The organism is Paenibacillus sp. FSL R5-0701, from assembly GCF_037973995.1.
Taxonomy (GTDB): Bacteria; Bacillota; Bacilli; order Paenibacillales; family Paenibacillaceae; genus Paenibacillus.
Map to the genome: position 1 here is coordinate 3,939,151 of NZ_CP150230.1, position 23,651 is coordinate 3,962,801.

Here is a 23,651-nt window from a genome sequence, read left to right on the forward strand (position 1 = left end):
CGATAAGCAAAACTCCTATTGGGCCGTAACTGCACCATCGATCGGATATACTGCACCATTGATATACGGCGCTTCATCTCCAAGCAGGAAGGAAACCAAATTCGCGATCTCTTCCGGTCTGCCCAGACGTCCGGATGGAATGCTATCAACGGTTGCCTTGAACACTTCAGGGTTGTCTTTACCGAACTGAATGACCATCGGTGTCTCAATTGTACCTGGGGCAATCGCATTTACACGAATGTTGTCCTTGCCATATTCAATCGCAGCTGTGCGGGTCAAGCCCACTACGCCATGTTTGGTTGCTGCGTAAGGTGCAACCGTGGGTACACCAACAATACCGGCTGTGGAGGCCGTGTTCAGAATGGAACCCCCACCTGTTTTGAGCATTTCAGTAATTACATACTTCAACCCGTAGAATACACTTCTCAGGTTAATATCAATAATCTGGTCAAACTGCTCAATTGTATGTTCAATCAGCTTAATACCAGGACCTGCAATACCTGCATTATTAAAGAACATGTCGATTCGTCCGAACTCTTCGACTGTTTTTTTTACATAATTCTCAACTTCAGGTGCTTTACTCACGTCTGCTTGTACAAAAATAGCTTTACTTCCCAGCTTCTCAATCTGCTTAACCGTTTCAAGACCTGTCTCTTCGACAAGATCCACAACGACAATGGATGCACCCTTCTCAGCCAGCTTCAGTGCTGCTGCTTGGCCCAATCCACTTCCTGCTCCAGTAATAATGGCTACTTTTCCTGCGTGACTCATTTTGATCTCCTCCATGTGTGTGTGTCATCTTGTGATTGGATCGATGAATACGATATGAAACGTACTTACATGTAATGATGCAATATGTAGGTCAAAAATGTCATAAAACCTTCCTGACTTTACCTATTCTAATAGACTTTCGACATAAAAACAAATCATATAATATGTATTAATACTATATAACCTGTCATATTTTCAGCATTTTTATTGAAGGAGCACACAACTATAACGTCTTGTTGCATGCTCCTCTTTTACATATACAATTTTTTTCAAGTCGGTATCTCTTCACTTCAAATGGTGCATATCTGCTTATCAAAACACTTTAACGCAGCAAATTGGTTTTTGCCAATTCAATAATTTCGTCACCGCGTCCGTTGAGCACGGCTTTCATCATCCATAAGGTGAATCCTTCCGCCTGTTTGATATCAATCTTCGGAGGTAAGGACAATTCCTGACGATTCACCACCACGTCAATCAACACAGGACCATCATGCTGAAGCGCACGCTGTACAGCTCCCTCCAGTTCATCCGGATCCTCAACCCGAATACCTTCCATGCCCATGGCTTGAGCAACCATCGCAAAGTTGGGATTGACAAGCTCTGTTCCAGATTCCAGGAATCCGGCAGCTTTCATCTCCAACTCAACAAAACCGAGCGCTCCATTATTAAACACCACAACTTTGATCGGCAGATTATGCTGTTTCAGTGTCAACAGATCACCCATCAGCATCGTAATACCGCCATCACCCGACAACGAGATGATTTGTCTGCCCGGATCAGCGACCTGAGCACCAATGGCCTGTGGCAAAGCGTTTGCCATCGTACCATGACTGAATGAACCGAGCAGCCTGCGATTACGAGACATCTCGATATAACGGGCCGCCCATACTGTCGGAGTTCCGACATCACAGGTGAAGATGGCATTTTCAGCTGCGACATCACTAATGACCTTGGTCAGGTACTGCGGATGGATGGGCTTTTTACCCGGTTTTCCAACGGCCAGCTCGTCCAGATCTTTGCGTACTTTCACATAACGATCCACACTTTTACGCAGATGTTTGTCACTGTGTTCCTCTGTCAGATAAGGAAGTAAAGTTTCAATGGTCGCTTTTACATCCCCACATACGCCGTAATCCAGCTTCGTGCGCCGACCCAGATGGGAAGATTGAATGTCGACCTGAAGGACTTTCGCATCTTCGGGATAGAATTGACGATATGGGAAATCCGTTCCCAGCATCAATAGTACATCACAGTCCATCATGGCATGATAACCGGATGAATACCCAATTAGACCCGTAAGACCCACGGAATAGGGGTTGTCATACTCCAAATATTCCTTGCCTCGTAGCGCAATAACCATCGGGGATTTCAAGCGATCACAGAGGAGCATAAGGGGTTCCCGAGCGCCTGCGCAGCCTGCACCGCACAATAACGTAATTTTCTTGCCTTGATTCAGATATTCCGCCAGTTTCACGAGTTCAGGCTCAGAAGGATGTACCACGGGATTGGTCGCATGATACACGTGCTCAGGCACAGGCAGATCGGCTGCTTCAAGTCCTGCTACATCCCCCGGCAATACAACCACAGACACACCTGAACGTGCAACTGCTGTCTGAATGGCCATCGTCAGAGAACGCGGCATCTGTTTTGCTGTTGTAATGACTTCACAATAATCACTACATTCCTGGAACAGATACTCCGGATGCGTCGCCTGAAAATATTCACTGCCAATCTCGTCACTTGGGATATGTGCAGCGATGGCGAGTACAGGAACACGATTGCGGTGACAGTCGTACAGACCATTAATCAGATGCATATTACCAGGACCACTGCTACCTGCGCAGACAGCGATACTTCCACTGACCTGAGCGTCCGCCCCAGCAGCAAATGCAGCTACTTCTTCATGACGTACATGAATCCATTCGATCTTGCCCGAACGACGAATGGAGTCGAGTACCGCATTCAAGGAGTCTCCAACAATGCCATATATGCGTTTGATGCCAGCGTTCAATAAGGATTCAACCAGAACGTCCGCGACTGTTTTTTTCATAAGTGATGGGTCTCCTTTAATTGCTCATTTTGATTATGTTTCCACTCTGTTAATATACCTATTCTTATACCCCAATCTTTCGAAAACCGAACCAACTCATATGTATGTCTGGATATATGAAACAAAACCGCACCCTTGAACCGTTATTTCATTGTTAGCAAAATGCCAAAAAATCCGTTTGTCGAATGACAAACGGATTACGGTTATACTCAGTTTATTCATTTTTATGCGAATTCCCGAATTCAAATCAGATACTAGATAGCAGGCATCACATTTCCGCCACTTACCGGGATATAGGCACCTGTGATAAATGAGGACAGATCCGAAGCGAGAAAAGCTACTGCATTGGCGATTTCCTGATCTTCACCCCTGCGCTTCAGCGGCACAGTACGCGTATATGCCTCATCATGTCCAGGCTCACTGGAACGATCACGTTCACTAATTGTCCATCCAGGTGCAACCTGGTTTACGGTAATCTGATACTCACCAACCTCCTTGGCAAGCACACGATATACACCATCCATTCCACGCTTGCCAGCGGTGTAGGCCGATTGGTGAGCGAAATTTTGCATTGCACATTCCGTATTAATACCAATGAACCGACCAGCTCTGATATCTTGCATATGTGGAATGAAAGCTTTGGCAAGATAGACACTCTGCATGACACAGGATTCGAACTGGCTCAAGTAATCTTCAGGAGACTGTTCCAACACCGTTGTCCATTCATATTGAATGACCGCATTGGCAACAACAATATCCACTCCGCCGAGGACAGGCTGAATTTCATCACGCATCCGCAATGCCGTATCCTGCTTTGTAATATCCCCCTGTACAATTACAGCCTTACGACCGAGTGCTTCAATCTCACCTTGAAGCTCCCGAGCCTTCGTATCATTATTTATGTAATGTAGAGCCAGATTGGCGCCACAGGCTGCCAACGTGCGGGCGATGACTCTCCCCAATTGTCCGGTTGCTCCTGTAACCAGAGCCGTTTTTCCTGAGAGATCCAATTGCATAACAGCGAAACCTCCTTGAATTCATTTGTTCGAAAACGATTTCGTAAATATGTTATTATCTCTCACAATTACGCATTATTCAGAGAGATATACAGCATTGTTCAATGCTGTATATGGTAGTTCAACTTTTTCCTATATGAGGAGACTATTAATTATGATGTTGAATAAGATCAATTTCCTGGAAGCGGCTGACTTCCTTTTCCCAACGCTCTTCTACATATTGACGGTGAACCGGGTGATTGTTATAGGCATCATACGCAGCCTGATCTGCAAAGACCATCGAGAAGCTGTAGTCAAACTCATTCTTCTCACTTACTTGTCTCAGAATCTGAAACTGCTCTACGCCAGGAATGACAGCCAGTGCATCCGAACTTTCCTTCAAAAAGGCTTCGGCCTCCGGTGTATCTTTACCCGCGTAAAGTGTAAACGTTACCATATGTGTGATGCTGCTCATCTCTATTTCCTCCTCCAATATGTTCGTACTCTGTTTCCTAGTGTACATCCGAATGTGTTGTAAGCGCAATAATTGGTTGAATTAATTTTTAATGTACACAAAAAAACCTCAGGACAAATCCCGAGGTTTTTTTGTAATGTATGGACAAACTTATTTGTTGATGTTGTATTTACGGTTAAATTTATCAACACGGCCACCGATATCCACGTTTCTTTGTTTACCAGTGAAGAACGGGTGGGATGCGGAACTAGTGTCCACACGGATTACTGGGTAAGAGTTACCGTCTTCCCATTCCATAGTTTCGTTAGAGAACTTCGTGGAAGAACTCAGGAATTTGAAATCAGCACTTGCATCGTAAAAAATTACGAGTTGTGTCTTTGGATGGATGTCAACTTTTGGCATAATCTATTTACACTCCTTTAATATGGGTACTTCTTTAGAATCAAACTACATTTTATTATACTCTTTTTTTGGACAAAGTACCAGCAGGATTTGAGGAATAGCTAAAAAAAATATGATATCTGTGATTTTGCACCTAATCAGGTGTCACGCCGTCCCTTTCTCCAGTACATTCAGCATGTACTCCAAAGCCTCAAGTTCATCCCTGCCCCTTGTCTGTAATCTGACAACACTACCATATCGAATGGGTAGTAACGCCATTCCAAGCAGGCTTTTGACATCTACACGATGCTCATGCTCAGACTCCATATACGACAAAATAATATCCGAGGAAAAACGTGACGCTTGAGAAGATACCGACATCAGATCATCCCGATGAAAATCAGCGTGTATCATAAATTCATGTACTCTCACAACCTTCAGTTCCTTTCGCTAAGTACTTATTCACCAATATGGTGTGTATCCATTTATATATTAAAATCTTCATGAATTATACCATGTTATGGGAGCTTGACCCATACTTTTTTGTGAAAAAAACAAAAAAAGAGTCCTGAACCGCAGGACTCTTTCCAGGTTGTTCTTACATACCGTTTGGATATACCATGACCTTCAGACTGCCGCTTTTATTGTGTAATGCGCGCTCCATCGCTTGCTGTGTCTCTTCGAGTGAATAACGATCTGTAATCAGGGAAATCACGTCATGCTGGCCGGAGCTCAGAAATTCAATTCCTGCCGGATACGTATTGGCATAACGGAATATGCCATAGATATCAACTTCATTGTCCGCAATAAAGGGAACATTGAGTGCGATCTCGTCCTGTGCAGGCAGGCCCACAATCGCAAGTTTGCCTCCACGTCGAAGTGAAAACAGAGCAGATTGTAGCGCCTTTGGATTCCCCGCTGTTTCCCATGCGGTATCAACACCCACGCCACCTGTTAACTCGCGAATCACAGCCAGCGCATCTTCATTCCGCACATTAATGGTATGCGTGGCACCCATGCGGCGAGCTGCTTCCAGCCTAACTTCCTCCAGATCCGTTACTATGATCTTCTCTACACCGAAAGATTTGGCAGCAGCCACGGCCATGAGTCCAACGGGACCCATGCCCATAATCGCCAGGGTTGTACCCGGAGCCAGTTTGCTGCGGCGTGCAGCGTGAATACCAACAGAGAATGGCTCGTTCATAGCTGCTTCCTCATAAGACAGATGATCCGGGATCGGGAATACCATATCCTCACGAATCACCATGTATTGTACAAATGCCCCATCCACCGGAGGGGTCGCCAGAAATTGTACATCCGGACACAGGTTATAACGACCTTCTTTGCATGCCGTGCAACGTCCGCAAGTCACCCCAGGCTCAATAGCAACCCGATCCCCTGTTGTGAGACGTGATACGTTTGAGCCAACAGCAGCAATGATCCCCGCACACTCATGACCCAGAATGATCGGTTTCTCCACCACAAATCTGCCAATGCGTCCATGTTCAAAATAATGTACATCCGAGCCACACACCCCGACAGCCATTACCTGGATTAACACCTCATCCGCTGCCGGTTGCGGGACGGGTTGTTCCTCAATAATAATGTGTCCTGGCTCTGTCATGACAGCGGCCTTCATGGTCTCAGGCAGTTGATATTGTCCCATACGGTTCTCCTCCTCATGTATGTCCATGCTGTCTATTGTACATCAAAGAAAACAAGGTATCTTCTTTCTTCACTTCACCAATCAATAGATTGTTCGACCTTGTTCATCCGCAATGCCGCTCTTGCGATAGAAGTACGTATTGATCATGTCCCGCCATTCCTTGGCATGTTCGGCCTGGTTGTCCTGTAATGAAGCAACTTTACTGAAAATAACCGGGTCGATTTTGCCCTCCAGCCCTCTCCATGTCTCGGCTAACGCCTCCGCCTGCGCAACACCTTCAAAGTGTGTATCATAAATATGCTGAATGACCGTTTTACCCGAATGCAGAACATGGGTGTACGGCACATGATGGAAAAATAAGATCAGCTCATCCGGACAGGTCTCTACGGACTCATAACGATCAGCATTCTCAGGGTGATACTGTGAAGTGTATCCTGTACCGCTCTTCACGGTTCGATCTACACCAATGCCATGACAATCGGCAAAGTGATACGTTCCCCATTTGGAATACTCGTATCCATCTACATTCGGTCCGTAATGATGTTCCGGATTAACCATCCAACCCACGCCGAGAGGCGCCGTATAATTCTCATAGATATCTAGTGAAGTCAAAAGCATGCCGGTAACCTGCCGCACAACTTCGTCTTCATGTCCAAATGTGAGTCTCACCCACTCATCGGCAATCTCTTCCGCGGACAGCTCCGGGTTCCACGCAAGTCTTCCGTATCCATATAGATTCGCCTGCGCGAGTGGATGTCCTGTCCAACAGGCATCTGCACCAATATTGGATACTGCGGCGAAGCCACTGTATGGTCGTTTATACAGAGAACCGTCCGCAATTCTCTTGATCTCTGAACCTTCACCTTTGGCGTATGTGTCAAAGTCCAATACTTCTTTCCACTGGGGAACCAGATAACAGAGATGACGCTGTTGCCCGGTATACTCCTGTGTAATCTGAAATTCAATCACCTGATTTGTATTTTCCATGGCCCCGAACAGCGGGGATACCGCCTCTCTTACCTGAAAGTCCATCGGCCCGTTTTTGATCTGCAAAATGACATTTTCGGCAAAACGCCCGTCCAGCGGCGTAAAGTGGTCATAGGCTGCCCGCGCACGGTCTGTGGAACGATCCCGCCAGTCCTGCTTGCAGTTATAGACAAAGCAACGCCAGATGACCAATCCACCGAATAGCCGAAGGGCTTCAGCCAGCATGTTCGCACCATCGGCATGATCACGGTTATACGTGAATGGTCCCGGACGATTCTCGGAGTCTGCCTTGATCAGGTAACCGCCAAAATCCGGAATCGCTGCGTACACCTTGGCCGTTTGAATGTTCCACCATTCCCGTACCTGCGCATCCAGCGGATCAGCCGTACGCAATCCACCAATCTCAATTGGACTTGCGTAGTTGGCGCTCAGGAACAATCGAATGCCATACGCTCTGAATTCAGCTGCAACTTTCGCCACATCACTAAGATAACGTTCCGTCAAAAACAGACTCTCACGGCGGTGTACATTGACGTTGTTGATCGATATGGCATTGATTCCCGTGGAAGCGAGTAAACGTGCGTAATCCCGGATCCGTCCCAAGTCCAGCGTGAATTCCCCGTTATCATAGAAAATGGATTCTCCTGCGTAACCACGCTCAATGCTGCCGTCCACGTTATCCCACTGATTAATCATCCGTAGCGCATTGGTTGGCTGCTCTCTAATGAAGCTCCACTTATTCACAGCGTCATCCGCCTCATGTGCACTTCCTTGATTCATTGTCAGCTCACGAAGCAGATGGAATGCACCATACAGCACACCTTGGGGGGTCTCTGATCCAATGACCAGCACACCTTCTGTCTCGTTCTCACGAATGATGTACCCTTCCCCTTGAACAGTTGAACGCTCTGTCTCACTGAACGACCCAGCCACGGAATCGCTCCCTGTCCAAGTGCCGATTTGTATTGCGGGAGCAGAGGCATAATTGTCCCGTTCACTTTCCTGAGCATCAGATAGATGGCTGACCGACGGTTTCACGCCATATAACCTCTCCAGTCCCCGTGAAAGTTCGGTCAGAGCTGTTGTGATCACTCCATGGTTCTCTTCCGCCAGTATCAGTTTGCTCCATGCAGGAGCCGTCTTTTGGTTAAACTCATTCGCTCTTGGCAATTCAGAGTGATACCCCAGCCACGCATCGTACTGTGGACCTGACAAGGCAGCTTGAACGACGGATTGGCTCATTGTACCGCCTCCTTGCTGGCATAGATCTGCGCAATGCGATTCCCTTTTCCTTCGAGTAGCCATAGGATCGAGGTTACACCACGCGGGTAGTACTTGCTGCCAACCGCTACACCAGACAGGATCTGGTCACTCCAGCACCAGTAGGATTCCTCCGGATGCAGCAGCCAGTTGACATGAGCCGCGTCTGCTGCCTTGCCTGTCTCATTCCATTCCACACCCAGCAGCTCTCTAGCAATAAACTGGGACAAATAGATTTTGCTCAGCCACGAGTTATTGCTTGTTGAGGACAGTTTCCAGCCTCCATCTTCGAACAGACATGTTCCCGGTACAAGAACCGTCTTCAGATGAGTTTGGAGTGCTTTCAGATAAGGTCCAAAACGACCATTGACATCCAGTGCTGCTTCACAGCCAGTAAAGTACGGGAACACCAAACCTTCAATCGCCGGAATGATTCGAGAATCATTATTTTCTGCAATAACAGCTGGAATGTAGCCGCCATCAGTCAACTGTGCAGCAATACTGGCAGCGCAGCGATCCGCTTGAAGCCCTGCTTGATGGGACAGATCTGCCAACTTCTCAGTTGCGAACAGCTTCTCCAATGCGACATAGACCGCCCAACATTTACCCGCCAGATAGATATTATTGCGAGACTGTCCAAGTGACACATCCAGGCTGTCGTAGGTTGTAATCTCCGCTCCACCTTGGGTACGGCTGCTATCGAGACCCATCAAACCGTTACGCTGCTCAGCGTCGGGATGGTCACGATTAAGCATGCTTTCGAAGCAATCCTGGATAACAGGCAACATGTTTTTCACAAAAGCTTGATCCTGTGTCTGTTCAATGTATACTGTCGCGCAGCAGAGCCAGTTCACCAGTTCCTCGTGGCTCATCTGTGAGAAGCAGTCGTCAATGCCAACCAGCTCATATGCCGAGTGTCCAGGGCGTGAGAAGACATTGGCAACACCAATATCATGGGTAAAGGTGATTCCGCCCGGATATAACTTCTCTTCCCCCGGGAAACGAACCTGATCCGTATAACTGTATCGTTTCACAAACCACTCCAGCTCATTACGCACCGTCCATGGATTCAAGGCAAGCTCGAAGTACAACTGATCAGCCGTCAGATCAAGTGTGTTCATCATCCGATACTCCCCTTCGTTCACCACCCAGAGTGGCTCACCATCGGCATCCAGCAATTGAGTACTGGCATAATAGCTGTGAATGGAATGAGCAAGCATGAATGATTGATCTTCGGTCAAAGCAGCCGATCCAAGGCGTTGTTCAACCTCTCCACAGGATGCGGTCAACTCACTGAAGCGTTGTAGTGCATACTCTCCTGCTGCCTGAATATCGGAGAAGTACCGCGTATACCAATACGTTGTGTCCATTCCGGTCGTCACAATGCCCCCGCGATAGAAACATACTGCGAATTGATACGTACGTTTCTCTCCAGCCGGAACCTCCATCAGTAGTGCAGCGGTTGAGCCAAGTCCAAATGCCAGATTCTCCCGATGTTTCTCCTGCAACAGTTTCTCCAGCGTAAATCCGCGTGCGGGCCACAGTCCGTCATCTGCAGACATAATTGCTGTAAGTCGACCTTGTCCCACACCTGTGATGGAACCACCTTCCGGTCCCCCAATCAGACGCATCGCAGAGTACGGATCATTGCCCTGATAGCCAAAGTAGGCTTTGCGGGATTGTTGACCTTCCGTATTGTCAATCGTCATCTCAACCAATACAGCTGGTACGAGCGCATCCATTAATTCTTCACGATCCCCATTCGTTGGATCAGGTACTGGACGTACAGGCGAGTAGATACGGAACGTCAGATCTCCAGCAGTCCACGTATCCGTACCTGAGGTAAATTCACGGGTAATATCTTCGTCGCGAAAAGCCGTAATAAGAGGTCGTGGAACTTGGGTCGTGTTTGTCGACGCCGGGTCCCCATTTCCCAACTTCTCTACATCATAGCGGCTGCTCTCATCCTCGGAAGCTTCATAAAAAGGAAGCGCCTGATAATGGTCGCCATCGCGAGATTGTAATCCAATATATACATTCTGGTCTGCCGGCTTGCCGAGTTCAAGACCCAGCCCGCCTTTGGCTCCTTTGTAACCCAGTGTAAAACTCGCAAAAGCACCAATCGGTGCGTGATGTGCATTATAAAAGATGGATTTGGATGTATTCATGAATCATAACCCCTCTCAGAATGGTATGCATACGTTTTCATTAGCCCCATCCTAACACGTGGTTCCACCTCCGACCATGATCAAATCAATCGGATATTTACCCAAATCAAGCTGATAGACTATAATGGATTAAAGCGGTTACAAAAAAACATTCCATTTGATATACGTGCGTAATCAAAATCACATTTTTAGAACAACCTCTAATAAAGGGGGATCTTCCATGTCTTCAACGTATTTACCTCCTACTTTGGGAGAAAGTGTCCATGAAGTTTTTTATCCAGATGTACAAACAACGGTCAATCTGTTCGCCATTCATTTACGAAGTGTTGGTATGGACTGGGATTATCCGGCGCATGAGCACCCTCAATATGAATTGAATTATGTGACGGAAGGCGAGCAACGCATGATGGTAAATGGTACCCTATACATTCAAAAGGCTGGCGAACTGCTCCTGATTCCTCCGGGAAGCATTCATTCCAGCCAGAGCCATAACGGCAAGGGATTCACGTATTTTTGCATGCATTTTGACATTGATGATCAGTTGTTCCTATCGTTGCTGGCGCGTATCAAACAAGTGCGATTCAGTGCAGATAGCCCGGTTACGCAGCAGATCGAGCCTGTTTTGCGCAAATTGATGTCATCTGCGGATGATGAAGTAGCAAATACGATGGTACAACGTATGCAGCTGCAATCTGCGGTATTTGAACTATTTGGCCATCTGTGGGAGGCAGTCTCGCAAGAGGCAGCGCAATGGTTTACCGACGGACACGAGAAGATCGAACTCGCCCACCAGATTCGTAATCGATTGCAAGGCCTGATGAGTCAGCAATTCAAACAGGGACACGAATCCAACGGTCACTATGGCATTGATGATATTGCAGCAGAGCTGGGCATCAGTTCTTCTCACTGTAATCGCGTGTTCAAGCAGGTGTTTGGTCAGTCTCCACGTGCTGTATTGTCCCAGTTGGTTTTGCATGAAGCGAAGCTTCTTCTGGGCAATCCGAAGCTGTCCGTTCAGAATATTGCCGTCATGCTTGGTTATAAGGATATTGCCCATTTCAGTCGTCAGTTCAAGCGCTGGTCTGGCATGTCACCATCCCGTTACCGACAGGAACAGCCTGCTCTGGAATAAGGTCCAGTAGCAGGCTGTTCATCTTTCTTATTTATTTCAACAAACGCTTAATCAGCTTCAGCTTGTTATCATACGGTGGATACAGAATCGGCAGATTCAATTTGGTGCTTTTTTTCAGTACACTTTTGAGATGAGAGAAGGTTTCGAAGCTGTACTGCCCATGATACGAGCCAACACCAGAATGACCAACACCGCCAAACGGCAGACGCGGATTCGCTACATGCGTGATGGTATCGTTAATGCAGCCGCCTCCAAAAGAAACTTCGCGCAGCACTTTGTCCTGAACCCGGGTGTCGGAAGTGAACAGATACAAGGCGAGTGGTTTCGGCCGCTTTACGATTTCTACAATGGCTTCATCAATGTTACGGTAGCTAATGATTGGCAGAATCGGTCCAAAAATCTCATCTTCCATCGTTGCTGCATCCCAGGACTCCGCATCAATCAGCGTAGGTTCTATAAAGCGATCTTCCTCATCCGAAGCTCCCCCATATATCACTTTGGCCTGATCCCGCTCAATCAAAGTTGTCAGACGTTTAAAATGTCCCTTGTTCACGATTCGCCCATAGTCCTTGTTGTACTGGATATCCGAACCAAAGAAGGACACGATCGCTGCTTTCATCTCTGTAATTAACGGTTCCTTCACACGCTCATGCACAAGTAAATAATCGGGTGCGATACAGGTCTGTCCTGTATTGAGCAGTTTGCCCCATATAATGCGTTCAGCCGCTACTTTGATATCCGCCTGTTCATCAACGATAACCGGACTTTTGCCTCCCAGTTCTAACGTAACGGGAACGAGATTTTTGGCAGCTGCCTCCATCACAATTTTGCCTACCGGCACACTGCCTGTAAAAAAGATATAGTCGAATGGCGCGTTAATCAGTGCTGTCGTTGTATCTTTTGCACCATCGAGCACTTGTACGTATGCGGGTTCGAATACGCTCGCAATCATTTCACGGACAACAGCGGACACCGCAGGTGTATTCTCTGACGCTTTAAGCACGGCTGTGTTGCCTGCCGCAATAGCACCTACCAATGGTTCGATTAAGAGTTGAAAAGGATAATTAAACGGTCCGATGATCAGAACCGCCCCGTAGGGTTCGGGTATGATATAACTTTTCGAACCCAGGAGCGCCATTTGCGTTTTCACTTTAACGGGTTTCACCCATTTATTCACTTTACGAATGGTGTGTGTGATGCTATCCATCATGAATCCGATCTCGGTTGTGTAGGATTCGAACTCACTTTTGCCCAAATCCTGATAGAGAGCTCCTGTCAGTCTGGATTCGTACTTTTGGATGGCCTGCTTGAGTTGGGTCAGACGTGCAATTCGAGCTTCTGCAGATCGTGTGGCCCCGGAACGAAAGAACTGTCGTTGCTGCTCCAAGATCTGTTCAACTTCCTGACTGGTTACTTCCTGTATAGTCGTTGTCATATATACACACCCCTCTATTTATTATTGATCAAGCGTTTAAACTTACGAACCTATAAGGCACATGCAAAAGCATGTTTTATTACTATTAATCTACAGACACTCTTCTTCCAGAGCAGCTACCAGTTCCTTCAACAGTTCCACCGATGCATTCAATGAAGCCGAATAATAGCGCTGTGTGCCTTTCTGTTCCACAGATATAAGTCCCTTCTCTAACAACAGCTTGAGATGATGAGATATGGCTGGCCGGGATAGGCTGGATTGTTCAGTAATTTCATTCACCGTCATTCTGCCCTTCTCGGTAAGTGTCAGCAAAATGGATTGACGATGGTTGTCACTTAACACCTGAAATAACGGGATACAGGTTTGAAAAACGCTAATTGCTTTTTGTCCCATGGTTTCACCTCTATACTATTTCTTCTTTATTATTTCTACGCATATTATTTTCTGTCTGATGTCTGTTCGTTTAAACATTCGAACCTAATAACTGAATTGTACTCTTTAATCACATGAACTGCAAGTGAACCATCAACTAAATTTAATATAATGCTGATAAAGCGCTTCCATACTACCATACAAGTATGGTAGTATGGCATTGAAGGAGTTGAAGTTGTGGAATATACCCCAAAGTTATCATCCAAAGCCGGTTTGTTGCCTGTTGCGAGCAATATGTCTTCCATGAATAATAAGCAATCTTACTCAACGCGAGATGTCGTTTACTTCACGCTGAAACAACTCATTTTGAGTTTGAAAATGCCTCCGGGAACAGCTATTTCTGAGAAGGAGATTTCGCTGGAATTCCAGGTAAGCCGGACACCTGTTCGAGAAAGTTTTGTAAGGCTTGCTCAGGAAGGTCTGCTAGAAGTGTATCCACAGCGTGGCACATACGTCTCTCTGATTCAGGTCGACCTCGTTGAGGAAGCACGGTTCATGCGTGAACAGCTCGAACGAGCCGTAATCAGGCTCGCCTGCGAGAACTTTCCGAACGAACAGATGGTAGCTCTTGAACAGAACCTTGCATGGCAACAGGAATGCAGGGTCAAACCGGATGATGAACGAATGTTCCAATTGGATGAGGAATTCCATAGCACTCTTTTTGCAGGCTGCAACAAAAGCAACACCTGGACTGTTATCCAGCAGATGAATGTACATTTGAATCGAAGTCGCATGTTACGCCTGTCCTCAGACCACCAGTGGGATCACCTGATTGAACAGCACCGGTCTATGGTCAAGGCCATTCAGCAGCATGATGCCGACACAGCAGAGCGACTGATGCAGGAACACTTGCATTTAACTGTCACCGATTTGGCTGTCCTGCAGGATACATATCCGTCCTATTTTCAATGACTGAATTTTTCTTCCTACTATTCATGATGAGGTGAACGTGATGAGAATGGTTTTTCGCTGGTTCGGCGAAGGCAATGATACGGTAACGCTGGATCATATCCGGCAGATTCCGGGTGTTGAAGGTATTGTGTGGGCACTGCACGATGTTCCTGCTGGCGAGGAATGGCCAATGGACAAAATACTCGCTGTCAAAACAGCAGCGGACAAGGCCGGGTTACATCTGGATGTCGTTGAGAGTGTGAACATCCATGAGGATATCAAGTTGGGCCTGCCATCAAGGGATAAATACATTGCGAACTATATTAAAACAATGGAGAAACTGGCTCAAGTTGGTGTGAAGGTCATCTGTTACAACTTTATGCCAATCTTCGACTGGCTTCGCACGGATATGCACAAGGAAATGGAGGATGGCTCAACTGCCCTCTTCTATGAGCACAGTAAACTCGCAGATATAGAACCTCTAGAACTCGTTCGACGCATTACGGAAAACTCCGCACTCACCATGCCAGGTTGGGAACCGGAACGATTGCAGTATCTAACAGGTCTGTTCGAAGCCTACAAGGATGTAACCGAGGATCATATGTGGGAGCACGCACGTTATTTCCTGCAAGAGATTATGCCTACAGCCGAACGGCTGGGGATTCGAATGGCCATCCATCCGGATGACCCGCCATGGCCAATCTTTGGATTACCAAAGATTATTACAAGTCAGGAGAATGTTCGGAAATATTTGAATCTTTATGACAGCCCTTACAACAGCGTGACACTATGCAGTGGCTCTTTGGGAGCGAATGCTGATAATGACATCATCGGGATGATACACGAGTTCAAGGATCGGATTCCATTTGCCCACATTCGTAATGTCAAAATCTACGATAATGGCGACTTTATCGAGACCTCACATCGCAGTCAGGATGGCAGTGTTGATATTGCAGGGGTTGTTGAGGCTTATCACGATATCGGTTATGAAGGGTATGCAAGACCCGACCACGGTCGCCATCTCTGGGGAGAACAGTGCCGACCTGGTTATGGACTCTATGACCGGGCTTTGGGGATCATGTATCTCTGGGGCGTCTGGGATTCCCTGCAAAGGAGGGCAAAAGCATGAGTGAACACCAATATGAACGCTCATCTCGTCTCAATGGCAGAACAGCTGTAATCACCGGAGGTGCTGGAGTACTGTGCCGCTCCATGGCGGAAGAACTCGCTCGACACGGCGCAAGTGTAGCTATCCTGAACCGCACTGTGTCCAAGGGGCAGGAAGTTGTAGCTGCGATTGAAGCTGCAGGTGGCAGAGCGATTGCTATTGCCTGTGACGTAACCCAGGCCGATAGTGTGCAAGCAGCGGCAGATGCGGTGCTGGAACAGCTCGGACCATGTGATATTCTGATCAATGGCGCAGGTGGCAATAACGCCAGTGCCAACACCACGAATGAAATTTTCAGATTGGAAGATCTGGAAAAGAGCGATGTAACTACATTTTTCGATGTAAGTGTAGAGGGATTTCGTCAAGTGATGGATCTGAATTTTGTCGGTTCTCTCATCCCCACTCAGATCTTTGCAAAACATATGATAGAGCGCGATGTTCCCGCTACTGTCATAAACATTTCTTCCATGAGCGCCCCATCGCCCATGACCAAAGTTCCAGCGTATAGTGCTGCCAAGGCAGCGATTAACAACTTCACGCAGTGGCTCGCCGTGCATCTGGCTGAATCCGGTATTCGTGTCAACGCCATTGCACCCGGGTTCTTCCTGACAGAACAGAACCGTAATCTATTGCTGCAACCAGATGGTTCTCCTACCGAACGTTCGAGTAAAATCATTGCCCATACTCCTATGCGCCGCTTTGGCAAACCGGAAGACCTGCTTGGCACATTGATGTGGCTTGCGGATGAAAGACAATCCGGCTTTGTCACTGGCACAGTCATTCCGGTAGATGGCGGATTTATGGCCTATTCTGGTGTATAACGATTAACGTGTAAATAATCAGTTCAACTAATATAGAGAATTTATAGAAACCGAAACTTGGGATACTTACCCAGGTTTCGGTTTTTTGCGTTCAAGCATAAGATCATCCAGTGTAGGAAAAGCTTGTTATAGTAACTATGCGAAGTGAAGTAAAGGAAGGTGATACATACATGATGGAAGAAACATGGGTTGTTGCCGTACGCTCTATTATTGCCTTTCTGACTCTGATCATCTACACAAGGGTGCTGGGCAAACAACAGATGGGTAACTTGACGTATTTTGATTATATTAACGGCATCACAATTGGTTCCATTGCAGGGACTTTTGCAACCGATCTCTCATCGAAAGCGTGGATTCATTTTGTGGCCTTGACCATTTTCACAATCATTACGATCATCTTTCAGTATATTACACTTAAAAATCGCACCATCTCCAAATTAATGGACTCTGATCCCACATTGATCATCCAGAACGGTAAAATTCTCGAACAGAACCTGAGTAAAATGCGAGTCAAAATTGACGAATTGACCATGATGCTGCGGCAAAAGGATGTATTTGATATCACAACGCTGGATTATGCCATTCTGGAACCGGACGGCAGCCTTTCAGTTGTATTGAAACCTGAGAATCAACCGGTAACCGCCAAAGACATGCATATGCACCCGCCCAAGAGCAAGCTAATGACCGAGATTATCATTGATGGCCTGCTGATTAAGCAAAATCTGGAGGAAAGAAACAAAGATATCAACTGGCTCAGCGAGCAGCTCAAGAAACAAAAGATCACGATACAGGATATTGCTTTTGCCGCCATATTGCCCAATGACAAATTGTATGTAGATCTGTTCAAGGATAACATCACTGAAAAAATAGATATGGGCGATTATGAGGGGCCTTTCTAAACTCTTCACATCAAGGAGGCGGTTGAATGAAAACGCGTTTCTGGCTGCTATATGTGCTTCCGATCTTCCTCATTCTTGTGTTCGTTGCAATTATGGCTAGCGGATCCTTTCTCAAAAAGCCCTTTGGCACCGATGATCGCTTGCTTGAATCTATACAAACGTTAGAGCAACAGGTTAAGGGTAATCAATGGACTGAAGCCAAGTCTCAAGTTAATTACGCAATGAAGGCCTGGGATAAAATCGTCAACCGCATTCAGTTCAGTGTGGAGCGTGAAACGATATATGATATTCTGGGCACCCTTGCTCGGATCAAGGGCGGCGTTGCGGCAGAGGATGATAAGGCGATTATGGAAGAGATTTATTACTTTTATGTCCTATGGGATAATCTTGGAGATTAGGTTCAATATCTTTAATATCAGACTCTAATATCAGATGTAAGTTCAATAACACAAGGCACTATCCTTTTATGAAGAAAGGAAGTGCCTTCTTTGCTTTATATAACTTACTATCCGTTACGCTCTTCGTAATCCCCGAGACCGTGACGGTCGCGAAGTGCCTTCTTTGCGGAAAAAGAGACTGAGTGCTCCCTTGGCACACCACAGTGCAAACAAAGCGAACAAAGTGCCCCAGAATAGCGCCGGAAGGAACGTCTGCTGAGCAAGATTCGCTGCATCCCCTGCCCGTGAAGGCTGAGTCCAGGACATTAATCCAACGTATACGGCACCAACGACCGACTCTTCCAGCGTAAGAAACGCCAGTAACAGATAATAGAACTTCACGATCTTGGCACCAAAAATCATAATGACAACGTTCAGTACGATAAACCCGGTCAGCCATAACATGCCAAACTCCCCTCTTACATATAACAGGAGCGACACCAGAGCGACAGCTGTCATAATACCGAGTCCCCACATGTGCAAGCCTTTGCGGTATAAGTAGAACAACAGCCAGGCGAACAGTGATGCACTGATATATCCCGCCAGAGAAACCAGGATCGATCTGCCTGGCGTCAGCATGGAAGAGTAAGTTACACCACTATGATCAGCGTACAATTCAATGCGCAGCACTTTACCGGACAATACCAGTGTCATTAGTGCATGACCGAATTCGTGAATCATCGTATCCAGGTTACGGAACAAGGACGAGAATGGGATGAATCGTGTAAGAAAGACGGAGCCTAGTAGAAAAAGTATCGTTTTGACCCACTTATTCAATCGTGTCATACCTCCTTCTCCTTTAAGTAAACAAGTCTATCTTCTATACTACGCTTTTTTCACTCGATTCGTTTCGGCTTCCAAAACTGTAGAGCACAGTGCTCCATCCACCAGCAGAAGCTCCGATTGTGTCCAATGAAAAAAGAAGATAGATCATAGCGGCCCTTTTCAGCCTCTAGCGTAACGAGCAGTCGATTCCGCATCCGACGGAGCGCGTAGTTCACGAATTGATCCGCAACTTCACTTTGCACAAGGGTAACATACGCATAGAGGGAATGATCGACAGGTTCATCAAGCGGACTCACCCCTGCACATGAAAATTCAGTCTTCACGCCCGCATTCCGAAGTATGGACAATGCGTTCACGAGCTCGGCATCCACTTCAACGCCATTCCATATCTCCGTTATCTTCGCAGATACTGTATGTTTGTCACGCTCCGTCCAGTTCATCAGCTCCAGCTTGCGCCGTCTCCACAGATGGGCTGGCTGTTCACTTAACAGCACTTCATGTTCTTCATATGAATTCATCTACTGCTTCCTCCTGTTCTCCTCAATCGGGTCACCTTAAACGAAGCAGAGAGCACATCACTGTGCTCTCTGCTTCGCAAAAAGGCAAAGGAATGGCACTCCATTCCTCAGCATGTTGTATTATTGTACCTTTTTCGGTGACAGGCATCAAATTGGTCTTTTATTATTCGTTCAGCGCCAGTTTCAGTGCCTCCAGATTCTGTCTCATCACACTGATGTAGTCCATTCCCGCCGCAATTTCTTCCTCGGTAAGTCCCTCAATCGGGTTCAATACAGCTGTCTTGGCCCCCACTTCACTTGCAATCGTCTCAGACACTTTGGATGAAACCAGTGTTTCGAAGAAAATCGTCTTCACCTGATGCTCTTTTGCAAAATCAATGACAGATGCCATCTGCGCTGCCGAAGGTTCCTGCTCAGGAGACAATCCTGCGATAGGCACCTGTTGCAATCCGTATTCCTGTGCCAGATAACCAAATGCAGCGTGTTGTGTGATGAAATCCTTGCGTTTACTTTCCGTCACAGCCGCCTTGAAGTCCTGATCCAGTGACTCCAGTTGAGCAACATAGGCATCTGCATTCTGCTTGAACTGTTCAGCGTGTTCCGGGGCAGCCTGCGCCAAACCTGCTTCAATATTGCGCACTTCTTTTACAGCCAATGCAGGTGACAGCCATACGTGGGGATCCAGTCCCCCGTGATCGTGATCATGTCCTGCTTCTGCCTCGGCGTCATGATCGTTGACGTGTTCTTCTGTAGTCACTTCATCTGCATGATCGTGGTCGTGATCATGTTCTTCTGTAGTCGCTTCATTCGCATGGTCATGATCGTGTTCATGTTCTGTTGCCTCTGAATCTTCATGATGGTGATCATGCTCTCCACCTTCAAGCAGGTTGATGCCCTTGCTTGCTTCCACCTGAATGAGTGAAGTGTTACTCAGACTTCCGGTGACCTGATCAATCCATGATTCCATACCCGCACCGTTGTATACAAGCACATCCGCTTTCTCAATACTGGCAATGTCCTGTGGTGTTGGCTCCCAATCATGAGGCTCCAAACCCGCTGGAACGAGCGTATGTACATCCGCTAGGTCGCCTGCTACATTTTTAGTGAATTCATACATGGGGTAGAAACTAACCTGCACGTCTAATTTTGCTACTTCATTCTCTGTGGAGACCGTATTAGAAGCACCCGTAGAACTTGTATTTGCATCAGAAGCGGATTTTTGTCCGCAGCCTGCGACGATAAGTGTAAGACTAAACAACAATCCGAGCGTAGCTTTTTTACTGAGTTTCATGTGATGTATTCCTCCTAGAATGGTTGACCAGAATGACGTGCTGTGATTTCGTTTCTTTGCGATGGCGCTTGCGGTTATATCGTGCAATCAGCTTTTGCGCTGATATTCCAGTCAATAGGATGACCAACAGGATGAGTGCAATTGTTCCTCCCGGTGGTGTATTTAGATGGTAAGATGCGGTGAGTCCGCTAAAAATACCGATTAAACCTGTAATTATCGCAACAATAATGGCTGTTGTAAAACTGCGAGACACTCTTAGTGCCAAGGCAGCGGGCAATACAATGAGAGCAGACACTAGTAGCACACCGACGATCGGCATGGCTGATGCTACAGTCATTCCTATCAGAATGGCAAATGCAAACGATAAACCTTTTACCTGGACGCCTCCAATGGAAGCAGTCTCTTCATCAAACGTAAAGTTATACAACGGTCTCCGGAGCAGGATGAAAAAAAGTAAACCCATGACACACACACCTGCCATCATCCACAACTGTATATCGCTAACCGCGACAATAGATCCAAATAAGTATGAGCTGAAGGTCTTGGACAGATTGGTTTTGAGACTCATCAACACTACAGCAAGAGCCAGCCCCGAAGTCATGATGATCGCCACAGGTACCTCGCTGTAGGTTCGGTAACTTCGCCGCAGTTGTTCAACCAGTAATGCACCGATAATGGCAACGGCAAATCCGCAGACCACCGGGTTAAGATTCATGACCGAACCGAGCGCCACCCCTGCGAGTGAGACATGGGATAACGTGTCTGCCATTAGGACCTGCCGCCTGAGCATCAGATAAACCCCAAGAATTGGAGCCATGACTCCAATCAGTCCACCTGCCCAGAAGGCACGTTGCATGAATTCGTACTCAAACACTTCCATTCCTCACTTTCTTGCCGTTCCAGAGTAATGGTTCGGTCCAATCGATCTCCCATCTCTTCCAGTCCATGAGTAACCATAATAATCGTTATCCCATGAGCATCAACATAGTGGCGCATCAGATTGTAAAATCCTTCACGGCTGTGGCGGTCCATTCCCGTTGTTGGCTCATCCAGTACCAGAACCTGCGGTTGCCCAGCCATAGCTCTTGCAATACAGATCCGCTGCTTCTGTCCGCCAGACAGCTCACCCACGCGTGTATTCCGATATTCCCACATGCCAACTTCACGCAGACTGCGTTCAACGATGGCATCCTGCTCTGCTGTGAATCTGCGGAATAATCCCAGCCTGGTGTAACACCCGGACCGGACCAGTTCGTTCACCGTACTGGGAAATCCACTATTAAACGATGCCACCTGCTGGGGCACATAACCGATATTGGACTTGGTCCCACGTTTCAACTGCGGATTCATATGTATCGTGCCGCTCCAGGGCTTCAATAGCCCTAGCAGCAGCTTTAACAGGGTCGTTTTGGCAGAACCGTTGGGACCTGCGATGCCTATGAACTCTCCCACATGAATATCCAGCGACAGTTGATCAATGATCGGCTCTTTGCCATATCCAAATACAACATCACGCATGGAGGATAATATCATGCCTTTCCCTCTTTTCGTAAATATTACTATTTAAAAATAACAAAAAAATTTTATCTGGTTTCCCGGTGGATCGTCATTTTCTTCAAGCGCGGGGAGTACTTCTTCATCTCAATTCTCTCTGGATGGTTACGTTTGTTCTTGGTTGTTGTATAGTTGCGGTCCCCGCACTCGGTGCAGGCTAAAGTTACAATGACTCTCATGGTTGTTGCCTCCTCTTATTTAATCGTAATTATTACTATTTAATGATATTAGTCTATAGCTTTTCTTTTGTCAACTCCACGCCGGAAAATGAACATTCAAGTTCACGCCAGTTCTACATATGGATGAAAAATCTTGATTAATCGTAAAAATGTTGATTAGAACATAGGAATGATGTATGTTGCTGCACGTACAAGCATATATTTTAGCAAAGTCCTAGTTGTGGAGGTCTGTTTCATGAAAATGGCAGCCAATTTGAAGCTCCTGTCCTTCCTGATCCCTTGTGCATTTCTTGTTCCCGTGTTGATCACAATGGCTCCAGACCTGAAGGAAGCATGGAACAGTGAAGCTTTGCAAAATATGAAAACCGTATTCATAGGTATTTTCCTTGAAGCCGCACCTTTTCTGCTCATGGGTGTACTATTGTCCTCACTCATGCAGTGGTTCGTATCCGAAGAAATGGTCCGCAAACTCACACCCAAGAATCCGATCGGCGGTGTGCTGGTTGCAGGACTACTCGGTATTATTTTTCCCATCTGCGAATGTGGCATGATCCCGGTAGTGAGAAGGTTGATGCACAAAGGCATGCCTTCCTATATCGCAGTGACATTCATCTTGAGTGGTCCCGTAGTCAATCCCATCGTATTTACCGCAACCTTGCTCGCCTTTCCCTCCCATCCTGAGATTACCATTGCCCGAATGGGACTGGCCTTTGCTGTAGCAGCTTCCATAGGCATGCTTGTGTATGTGTTCGTTCGTCGAAATCCCCTTCGGATGCCAAAAGTCGCAGTGACAGAGGTTAAGACGCATCCTGGTTTTAAAATGGCGCAACCTCACGCGCACGCAAATGCACATGATCATAACCATGTAAAAAACTGGCGCAACTTCTTCATTCATGCCGGAGATGAATTTGTCGATATGAGCAAATATCTGGTGATCGGTGCCTTGATTACAGCCTGCATCCAGACATTCATTAGCCGCAGCGATCTGATCTCACTTGGCAATGGTCCTGTCGCCTCCTATGTGTTTATGATGGGATTTGCTTATGTATTGTCTCTCTGCTCCACTTCAGATGCTTTTGTGGCTTCTGCGTTCTCACATACGTTTGCACTGGGGCCGCTGGTATCCTTCCTTGTGCTTGGTCCAATGCTGGATTTCAAAAGCACCCTGATGCTGCTCTCAACCTTCCGTACCCGGTTTGTTATTGGTCTAAGTCTAGCCATTATTACGCTCGTCTTCGCCGGCTCGTGGTTGATTAACCTGCTGGTATAAAGGTTGAGCAACATACTTCATGACCTGAATGGTTAATCCCATGAACTTTCATACTGACTATGAATAGAGATGAGGTGATGATTAT

General features: G+C 46.8%; 24 protein-coding genes. 7 read left to right on the forward strand and 17 right to left on the reverse strand.

From position 1 onward, the window contains the following. Positions 1–15: 15 nt before the first annotated feature. From MKZ13_RS17280 to MKZ13_RS17320, 9 genes are all read right to left on the reverse strand, one after another. On the reverse strand, positions 16–771 hold the full coding sequence (locus MKZ13_RS17280) for a glucose 1-dehydrogenase (RefSeq protein ID WP_339176954.1): 756 nt from the start codon (positions 769–771) through the stop codon (positions 16–18). Positions 772–1,093: 322 nt separating this feature from the next. Continuing rightward, positions 1,094–2,821 (reverse strand): ubiquinone-dependent pyruvate dehydrogenase, encoded by a 1,728-nt coding sequence (gene poxB, locus MKZ13_RS17285; protein WP_339176956.1) that lies wholly within the window; start codon positions 2,819–2,821, stop codon positions 1,094–1,096. A gap of 254 nt (positions 2,822–3,075) precedes the next feature. Beyond that, positions 3,076–3,837 (reverse strand): SDR family oxidoreductase, encoded by a 762-nt coding sequence (locus MKZ13_RS17290; protein ID WP_339176958.1) that lies wholly within the window; start codon positions 3,835–3,837, stop codon positions 3,076–3,078. A 148-nt stretch (positions 3,838–3,985) separates the two neighbouring features. Beyond that, positions 3,986–4,291 carry a Dabb family protein gene (locus MKZ13_RS17295; protein ID WP_221821497.1) on the reverse strand — a complete coding sequence of 102 codons (306 nt, stop codon included), beginning with the start codon at positions 4,289–4,291 and terminating at the stop codon, positions 3,986–3,988. Positions 4,292–4,441: 150 nt separating this feature from the next. Further along, entirely contained in the window at positions 4,442–4,693 is a 252-nt protein-coding gene (locus MKZ13_RS17300) for a type B 50S ribosomal protein L31 (protein WP_062834756.1), read from the reverse strand. A gap of 144 nt (positions 4,694–4,837) precedes the next feature. After that, positions 4,838–5,086 (reverse strand): HPr family phosphocarrier protein, encoded by a 249-nt coding sequence (locus tag MKZ13_RS17305; RefSeq protein ID WP_017688214.1) that lies wholly within the window; start codon positions 5,084–5,086, stop codon positions 4,838–4,840. 184 nt (positions 5,087–5,270) lie between these two features. Then, a complete protein-coding gene (locus tag MKZ13_RS17310) occupies positions 5,271–6,338 on the reverse strand; it encodes an NAD(P)-dependent alcohol dehydrogenase (protein WP_339176961.1) in 1,068 nt (355 codons plus the stop codon). Positions 6,339–6,419: 81 nt separating this feature from the next. Beyond that, complete coding sequence (locus MKZ13_RS17315; RefSeq protein WP_339176963.1) at positions 6,420–8,567, reverse strand: alpha-glucuronidase family glycosyl hydrolase; 2,148 nt, start codon at positions 8,565–8,567, stop codon at positions 6,420–6,422. Then, positions 8,564–10,753, reverse strand: coding sequence for a glycoside hydrolase family 52 protein (locus tag MKZ13_RS17320; protein ID WP_339176965.1), 2,190 nt, complete (start codon positions 10,751–10,753; stop codon positions 8,564–8,566). The genes MKZ13_RS17315 and MKZ13_RS17320 overlap by 4 nt, the downstream gene beginning before the upstream one ends. A 220-nt stretch (positions 10,754–10,973) precedes the next feature. Here MKZ13_RS17320 and MKZ13_RS17325 point away from each other — a divergent pair, with 220 nt between their 5' ends. Beyond that, positions 10,974–11,885 (forward strand): AraC family transcriptional regulator, encoded by a 912-nt coding sequence (locus MKZ13_RS17325; RefSeq protein ID WP_339176967.1) that lies wholly within the window; start codon positions 10,974–10,976, stop codon positions 11,883–11,885. Between the two features lie 31 nt (positions 11,886–11,916). Here MKZ13_RS17325 and MKZ13_RS17330 read toward each other — a convergent pair whose 3' ends face one another. Both MKZ13_RS17330 and MKZ13_RS17335 read right to left on the reverse strand, forming a co-directional pair. Beyond that, complete coding sequence (locus MKZ13_RS17330) at positions 11,917–13,320, reverse strand: aldehyde dehydrogenase (RefSeq protein ID WP_339176968.1); 1,404 nt, start codon at positions 13,318–13,320, stop codon at positions 11,917–11,919. 90 nt (positions 13,321–13,410) lie between these two features. Beyond that, positions 13,411–13,713, reverse strand: a complete 303-nt coding sequence (locus tag MKZ13_RS17335) for a metalloregulator ArsR/SmtB family transcription factor (RefSeq protein ID WP_017688208.1) — start codon at positions 13,711–13,713, stop codon at positions 13,411–13,413. Between the two features lie 273 nt (positions 13,714–13,986). On the opposite strand from MKZ13_RS17335, the gene MKZ13_RS17340 reads away from it, so the two are divergent. From MKZ13_RS17340 to MKZ13_RS17360, 5 genes are all read left to right on the forward strand, one after another. Then, entirely contained in the window at positions 13,987–14,664 is a 678-nt protein-coding gene (locus MKZ13_RS17340) for a GntR family transcriptional regulator (protein WP_026081054.1), read from the forward strand. A gap of 40 nt (positions 14,665–14,704) precedes the next feature. Further along, a complete protein-coding gene (gene uxuA / locus MKZ13_RS17345; protein ID WP_036673719.1) occupies positions 14,705–15,772 on the forward strand; it encodes a mannonate dehydratase in 1,068 nt (355 codons plus the stop codon). Continuing rightward, the gene (locus MKZ13_RS17350; RefSeq protein ID WP_124115137.1) at positions 15,769–16,632 is read left to right on the forward strand and encodes an SDR family oxidoreductase; all 864 of its coding nucleotides are present in this window, start codon (positions 15,769–15,771) and stop codon (positions 16,630–16,632) included. The genes uxuA and MKZ13_RS17350 overlap by 4 nt, the downstream gene beginning before the upstream one ends. 170 nt (positions 16,633–16,802) lie before the next feature. Then, positions 16,803–17,531 carry a DUF421 domain-containing protein gene (locus tag MKZ13_RS17355; RefSeq protein ID WP_339176969.1) on the forward strand — a complete coding sequence of 243 codons (729 nt, stop codon included), beginning with the start codon at positions 16,803–16,805 and terminating at the stop codon, positions 17,529–17,531. A 26-nt stretch (positions 17,532–17,557) separates the two neighbouring features. Next, positions 17,558–17,929 carry a DUF4363 family protein gene (locus tag MKZ13_RS17360; protein ID WP_237174956.1) on the forward strand — a complete coding sequence of 124 codons (372 nt, stop codon included), beginning with the start codon at positions 17,558–17,560 and terminating at the stop codon, positions 17,927–17,929. Positions 17,930–18,043: 114 nt separating this feature from the next. On the opposite strand, the gene MKZ13_RS17365 is transcribed toward MKZ13_RS17360, so the two are convergent. The 6 genes from MKZ13_RS17365 to rpmG form a co-directional block, all read right to left on the reverse strand. Continuing rightward, positions 18,044–18,754: a M50 family metallopeptidase gene (locus MKZ13_RS17365; protein ID WP_339176970.1), complete on the reverse strand. Its 711-nt coding sequence runs from the start codon at positions 18,752–18,754 to the stop codon at positions 18,044–18,046. 50 nt (positions 18,755–18,804) lie between these two features. Beyond that, positions 18,805–19,272 (reverse strand): hypothetical protein, encoded by a 468-nt coding sequence (locus MKZ13_RS17370; RefSeq protein ID WP_339176971.1) that lies wholly within the window; start codon positions 19,270–19,272, stop codon positions 18,805–18,807. 163 nt (positions 19,273–19,435) lie between these two features. After that, positions 19,436–20,563: a metal ABC transporter substrate-binding protein gene (locus tag MKZ13_RS17375; protein WP_339176972.1), complete on the reverse strand. Its 1,128-nt coding sequence runs from the start codon at positions 20,561–20,563 to the stop codon at positions 19,436–19,438. Continuing rightward, complete coding sequence (locus MKZ13_RS17380; RefSeq protein ID WP_339176973.1) at positions 20,550–21,443, reverse strand: metal ABC transporter permease; 894 nt, start codon at positions 21,441–21,443, stop codon at positions 20,550–20,552. The genes MKZ13_RS17375 and MKZ13_RS17380 overlap by 14 nt, the downstream gene beginning before the upstream one ends. Then, positions 21,389–22,096: a metal ABC transporter ATP-binding protein gene (locus MKZ13_RS17385; RefSeq protein ID WP_339176974.1), complete on the reverse strand. Its 708-nt coding sequence runs from the start codon at positions 22,094–22,096 to the stop codon at positions 21,389–21,391. The genes MKZ13_RS17380 and MKZ13_RS17385 overlap by 55 nt, the downstream gene beginning before the upstream one ends. A gap of 50 nt (positions 22,097–22,146) precedes the next feature. Continuing rightward, positions 22,147–22,296, reverse strand: a complete 150-nt coding sequence (gene rpmG, locus MKZ13_RS17390; RefSeq protein WP_339176975.1) for a 50S ribosomal protein L33 — start codon at positions 22,294–22,296, stop codon at positions 22,147–22,149. A 235-nt stretch (positions 22,297–22,531) separates the two neighbouring features. Here rpmG and MKZ13_RS17395 point away from each other — a divergent pair, with 235 nt between their 5' ends. Next, positions 22,532–23,566, forward strand: coding sequence for a permease (locus MKZ13_RS17395; RefSeq protein ID WP_339176977.1), 1,035 nt, complete (start codon positions 22,532–22,534; stop codon positions 23,564–23,566). Positions 23,567–23,651: the final 85 nt, after the last annotated feature.

Coding starts and splice junctions, on each gene's coding strand:
- MKZ13_RS17280 (WP_339176954.1), bottom strand. CDS start 771: ATGAGTCACGCAGGAAAAGTAGCCATTATTACTGGAGCAGGAAGTGGA.
- poxB (WP_339176956.1), bottom strand. CDS start 2,821: ATGAAAAAAACAGTCGCGGACGTTCTGGTTGAATCCTTATTGAACGCT.
- MKZ13_RS17290 (WP_339176958.1), bottom strand. CDS start 3,837: ATGCAATTGGATCTCTCAGGAAAAACGGCTCTGGTTACAGGAGCAACC.
- MKZ13_RS17295 (WP_221821497.1), bottom strand. CDS start 4,291: ATGAGCAGCATCACACATATGGTAACGTTTACACTTTACGCGGGTAAA.
- MKZ13_RS17300 (WP_062834756.1), bottom strand. CDS start 4,693: ATGCCAAAAGTTGACATCCATCCAAAGACACAACTCGTAATTTTTTAC.
- MKZ13_RS17305 (WP_017688214.1), bottom strand. CDS start 5,086: ATGATACACGCTGATTTTCATCGGGATGATCTGATGTCGGTATCTTCT.
- MKZ13_RS17310 (WP_339176961.1), bottom strand. CDS start 6,338: ATGGGACAATATCAACTGCCTGAGACCATGAAGGCCGCTGTCATGACA.
- MKZ13_RS17315 (WP_339176963.1), bottom strand. CDS start 8,567: ATGAGCCAATCCGTCGTTCAAGCTGCCTTGTCAGGTCCACAGTACGAT.
- MKZ13_RS17320 (WP_339176965.1), bottom strand. CDS start 10,753: ATGAATACATCCAAATCCATCTTTTATAATGCACATCACGCACCGATT.
- MKZ13_RS17325 (WP_339176967.1), top strand. CDS start 10,974: ATGTCTTCAACGTATTTACCTCCTACTTTGGGAGAAAGTGTCCATGAA.
- MKZ13_RS17330 (WP_339176968.1), bottom strand. CDS start 13,320: ATGACAACGACTATACAGGAAGTAACCAGTCAGGAAGTTGAACAGATC.
- MKZ13_RS17335 (WP_017688208.1), bottom strand. CDS start 13,713: ATGGGACAAAAAGCAATTAGCGTTTTTCAAACCTGTATCCCGTTATTT.
- MKZ13_RS17340 (WP_026081054.1), top strand. CDS start 13,987: ATGTCTTCCATGAATAATAAGCAATCTTACTCAACGCGAGATGTCGTT.
- uxuA (WP_036673719.1), top strand. CDS start 14,705: ATGAGAATGGTTTTTCGCTGGTTCGGCGAAGGCAATGATACGGTAACG.
- MKZ13_RS17350 (WP_124115137.1), top strand. CDS start 15,769: ATGAGTGAACACCAATATGAACGCTCATCTCGTCTCAATGGCAGAACA.
- MKZ13_RS17355 (WP_339176969.1), top strand. CDS start 16,803: ATGATGGAAGAAACATGGGTTGTTGCCGTACGCTCTATTATTGCCTTT.
- MKZ13_RS17360 (WP_237174956.1), top strand. CDS start 17,558: ATGAAAACGCGTTTCTGGCTGCTATATGTGCTTCCGATCTTCCTCATT.
- MKZ13_RS17365 (WP_339176970.1), bottom strand. CDS start 18,754: ATGACACGATTGAATAAGTGGGTCAAAACGATACTTTTTCTACTAGGC.
- MKZ13_RS17370 (WP_339176971.1), bottom strand. CDS start 19,272: ATGAATTCATATGAAGAACATGAAGTGCTGTTAAGTGAACAGCCAGCC.
- MKZ13_RS17375 (WP_339176972.1), bottom strand. CDS start 20,563: ATGAAACTCAGTAAAAAAGCTACGCTCGGATTGTTGTTTAGTCTTACA.
- MKZ13_RS17380 (WP_339176973.1), bottom strand. CDS start 21,443: ATGGAAGTGTTTGAGTACGAATTCATGCAACGTGCCTTCTGGGCAGGT.
- MKZ13_RS17385 (WP_339176974.1), bottom strand. CDS start 22,096: ATGATATTATCCTCCATGCGTGATGTTGTATTTGGATATGGCAAAGAG.
- rpmG (WP_339176975.1), bottom strand. CDS start 22,296: ATGAGAGTCATTGTAACTTTAGCCTGCACCGAGTGCGGGGACCGCAAC.
- MKZ13_RS17395 (WP_339176977.1), top strand. CDS start 22,532: ATGAAAATGGCAGCCAATTTGAAGCTCCTGTCCTTCCTGATCCCTTGT.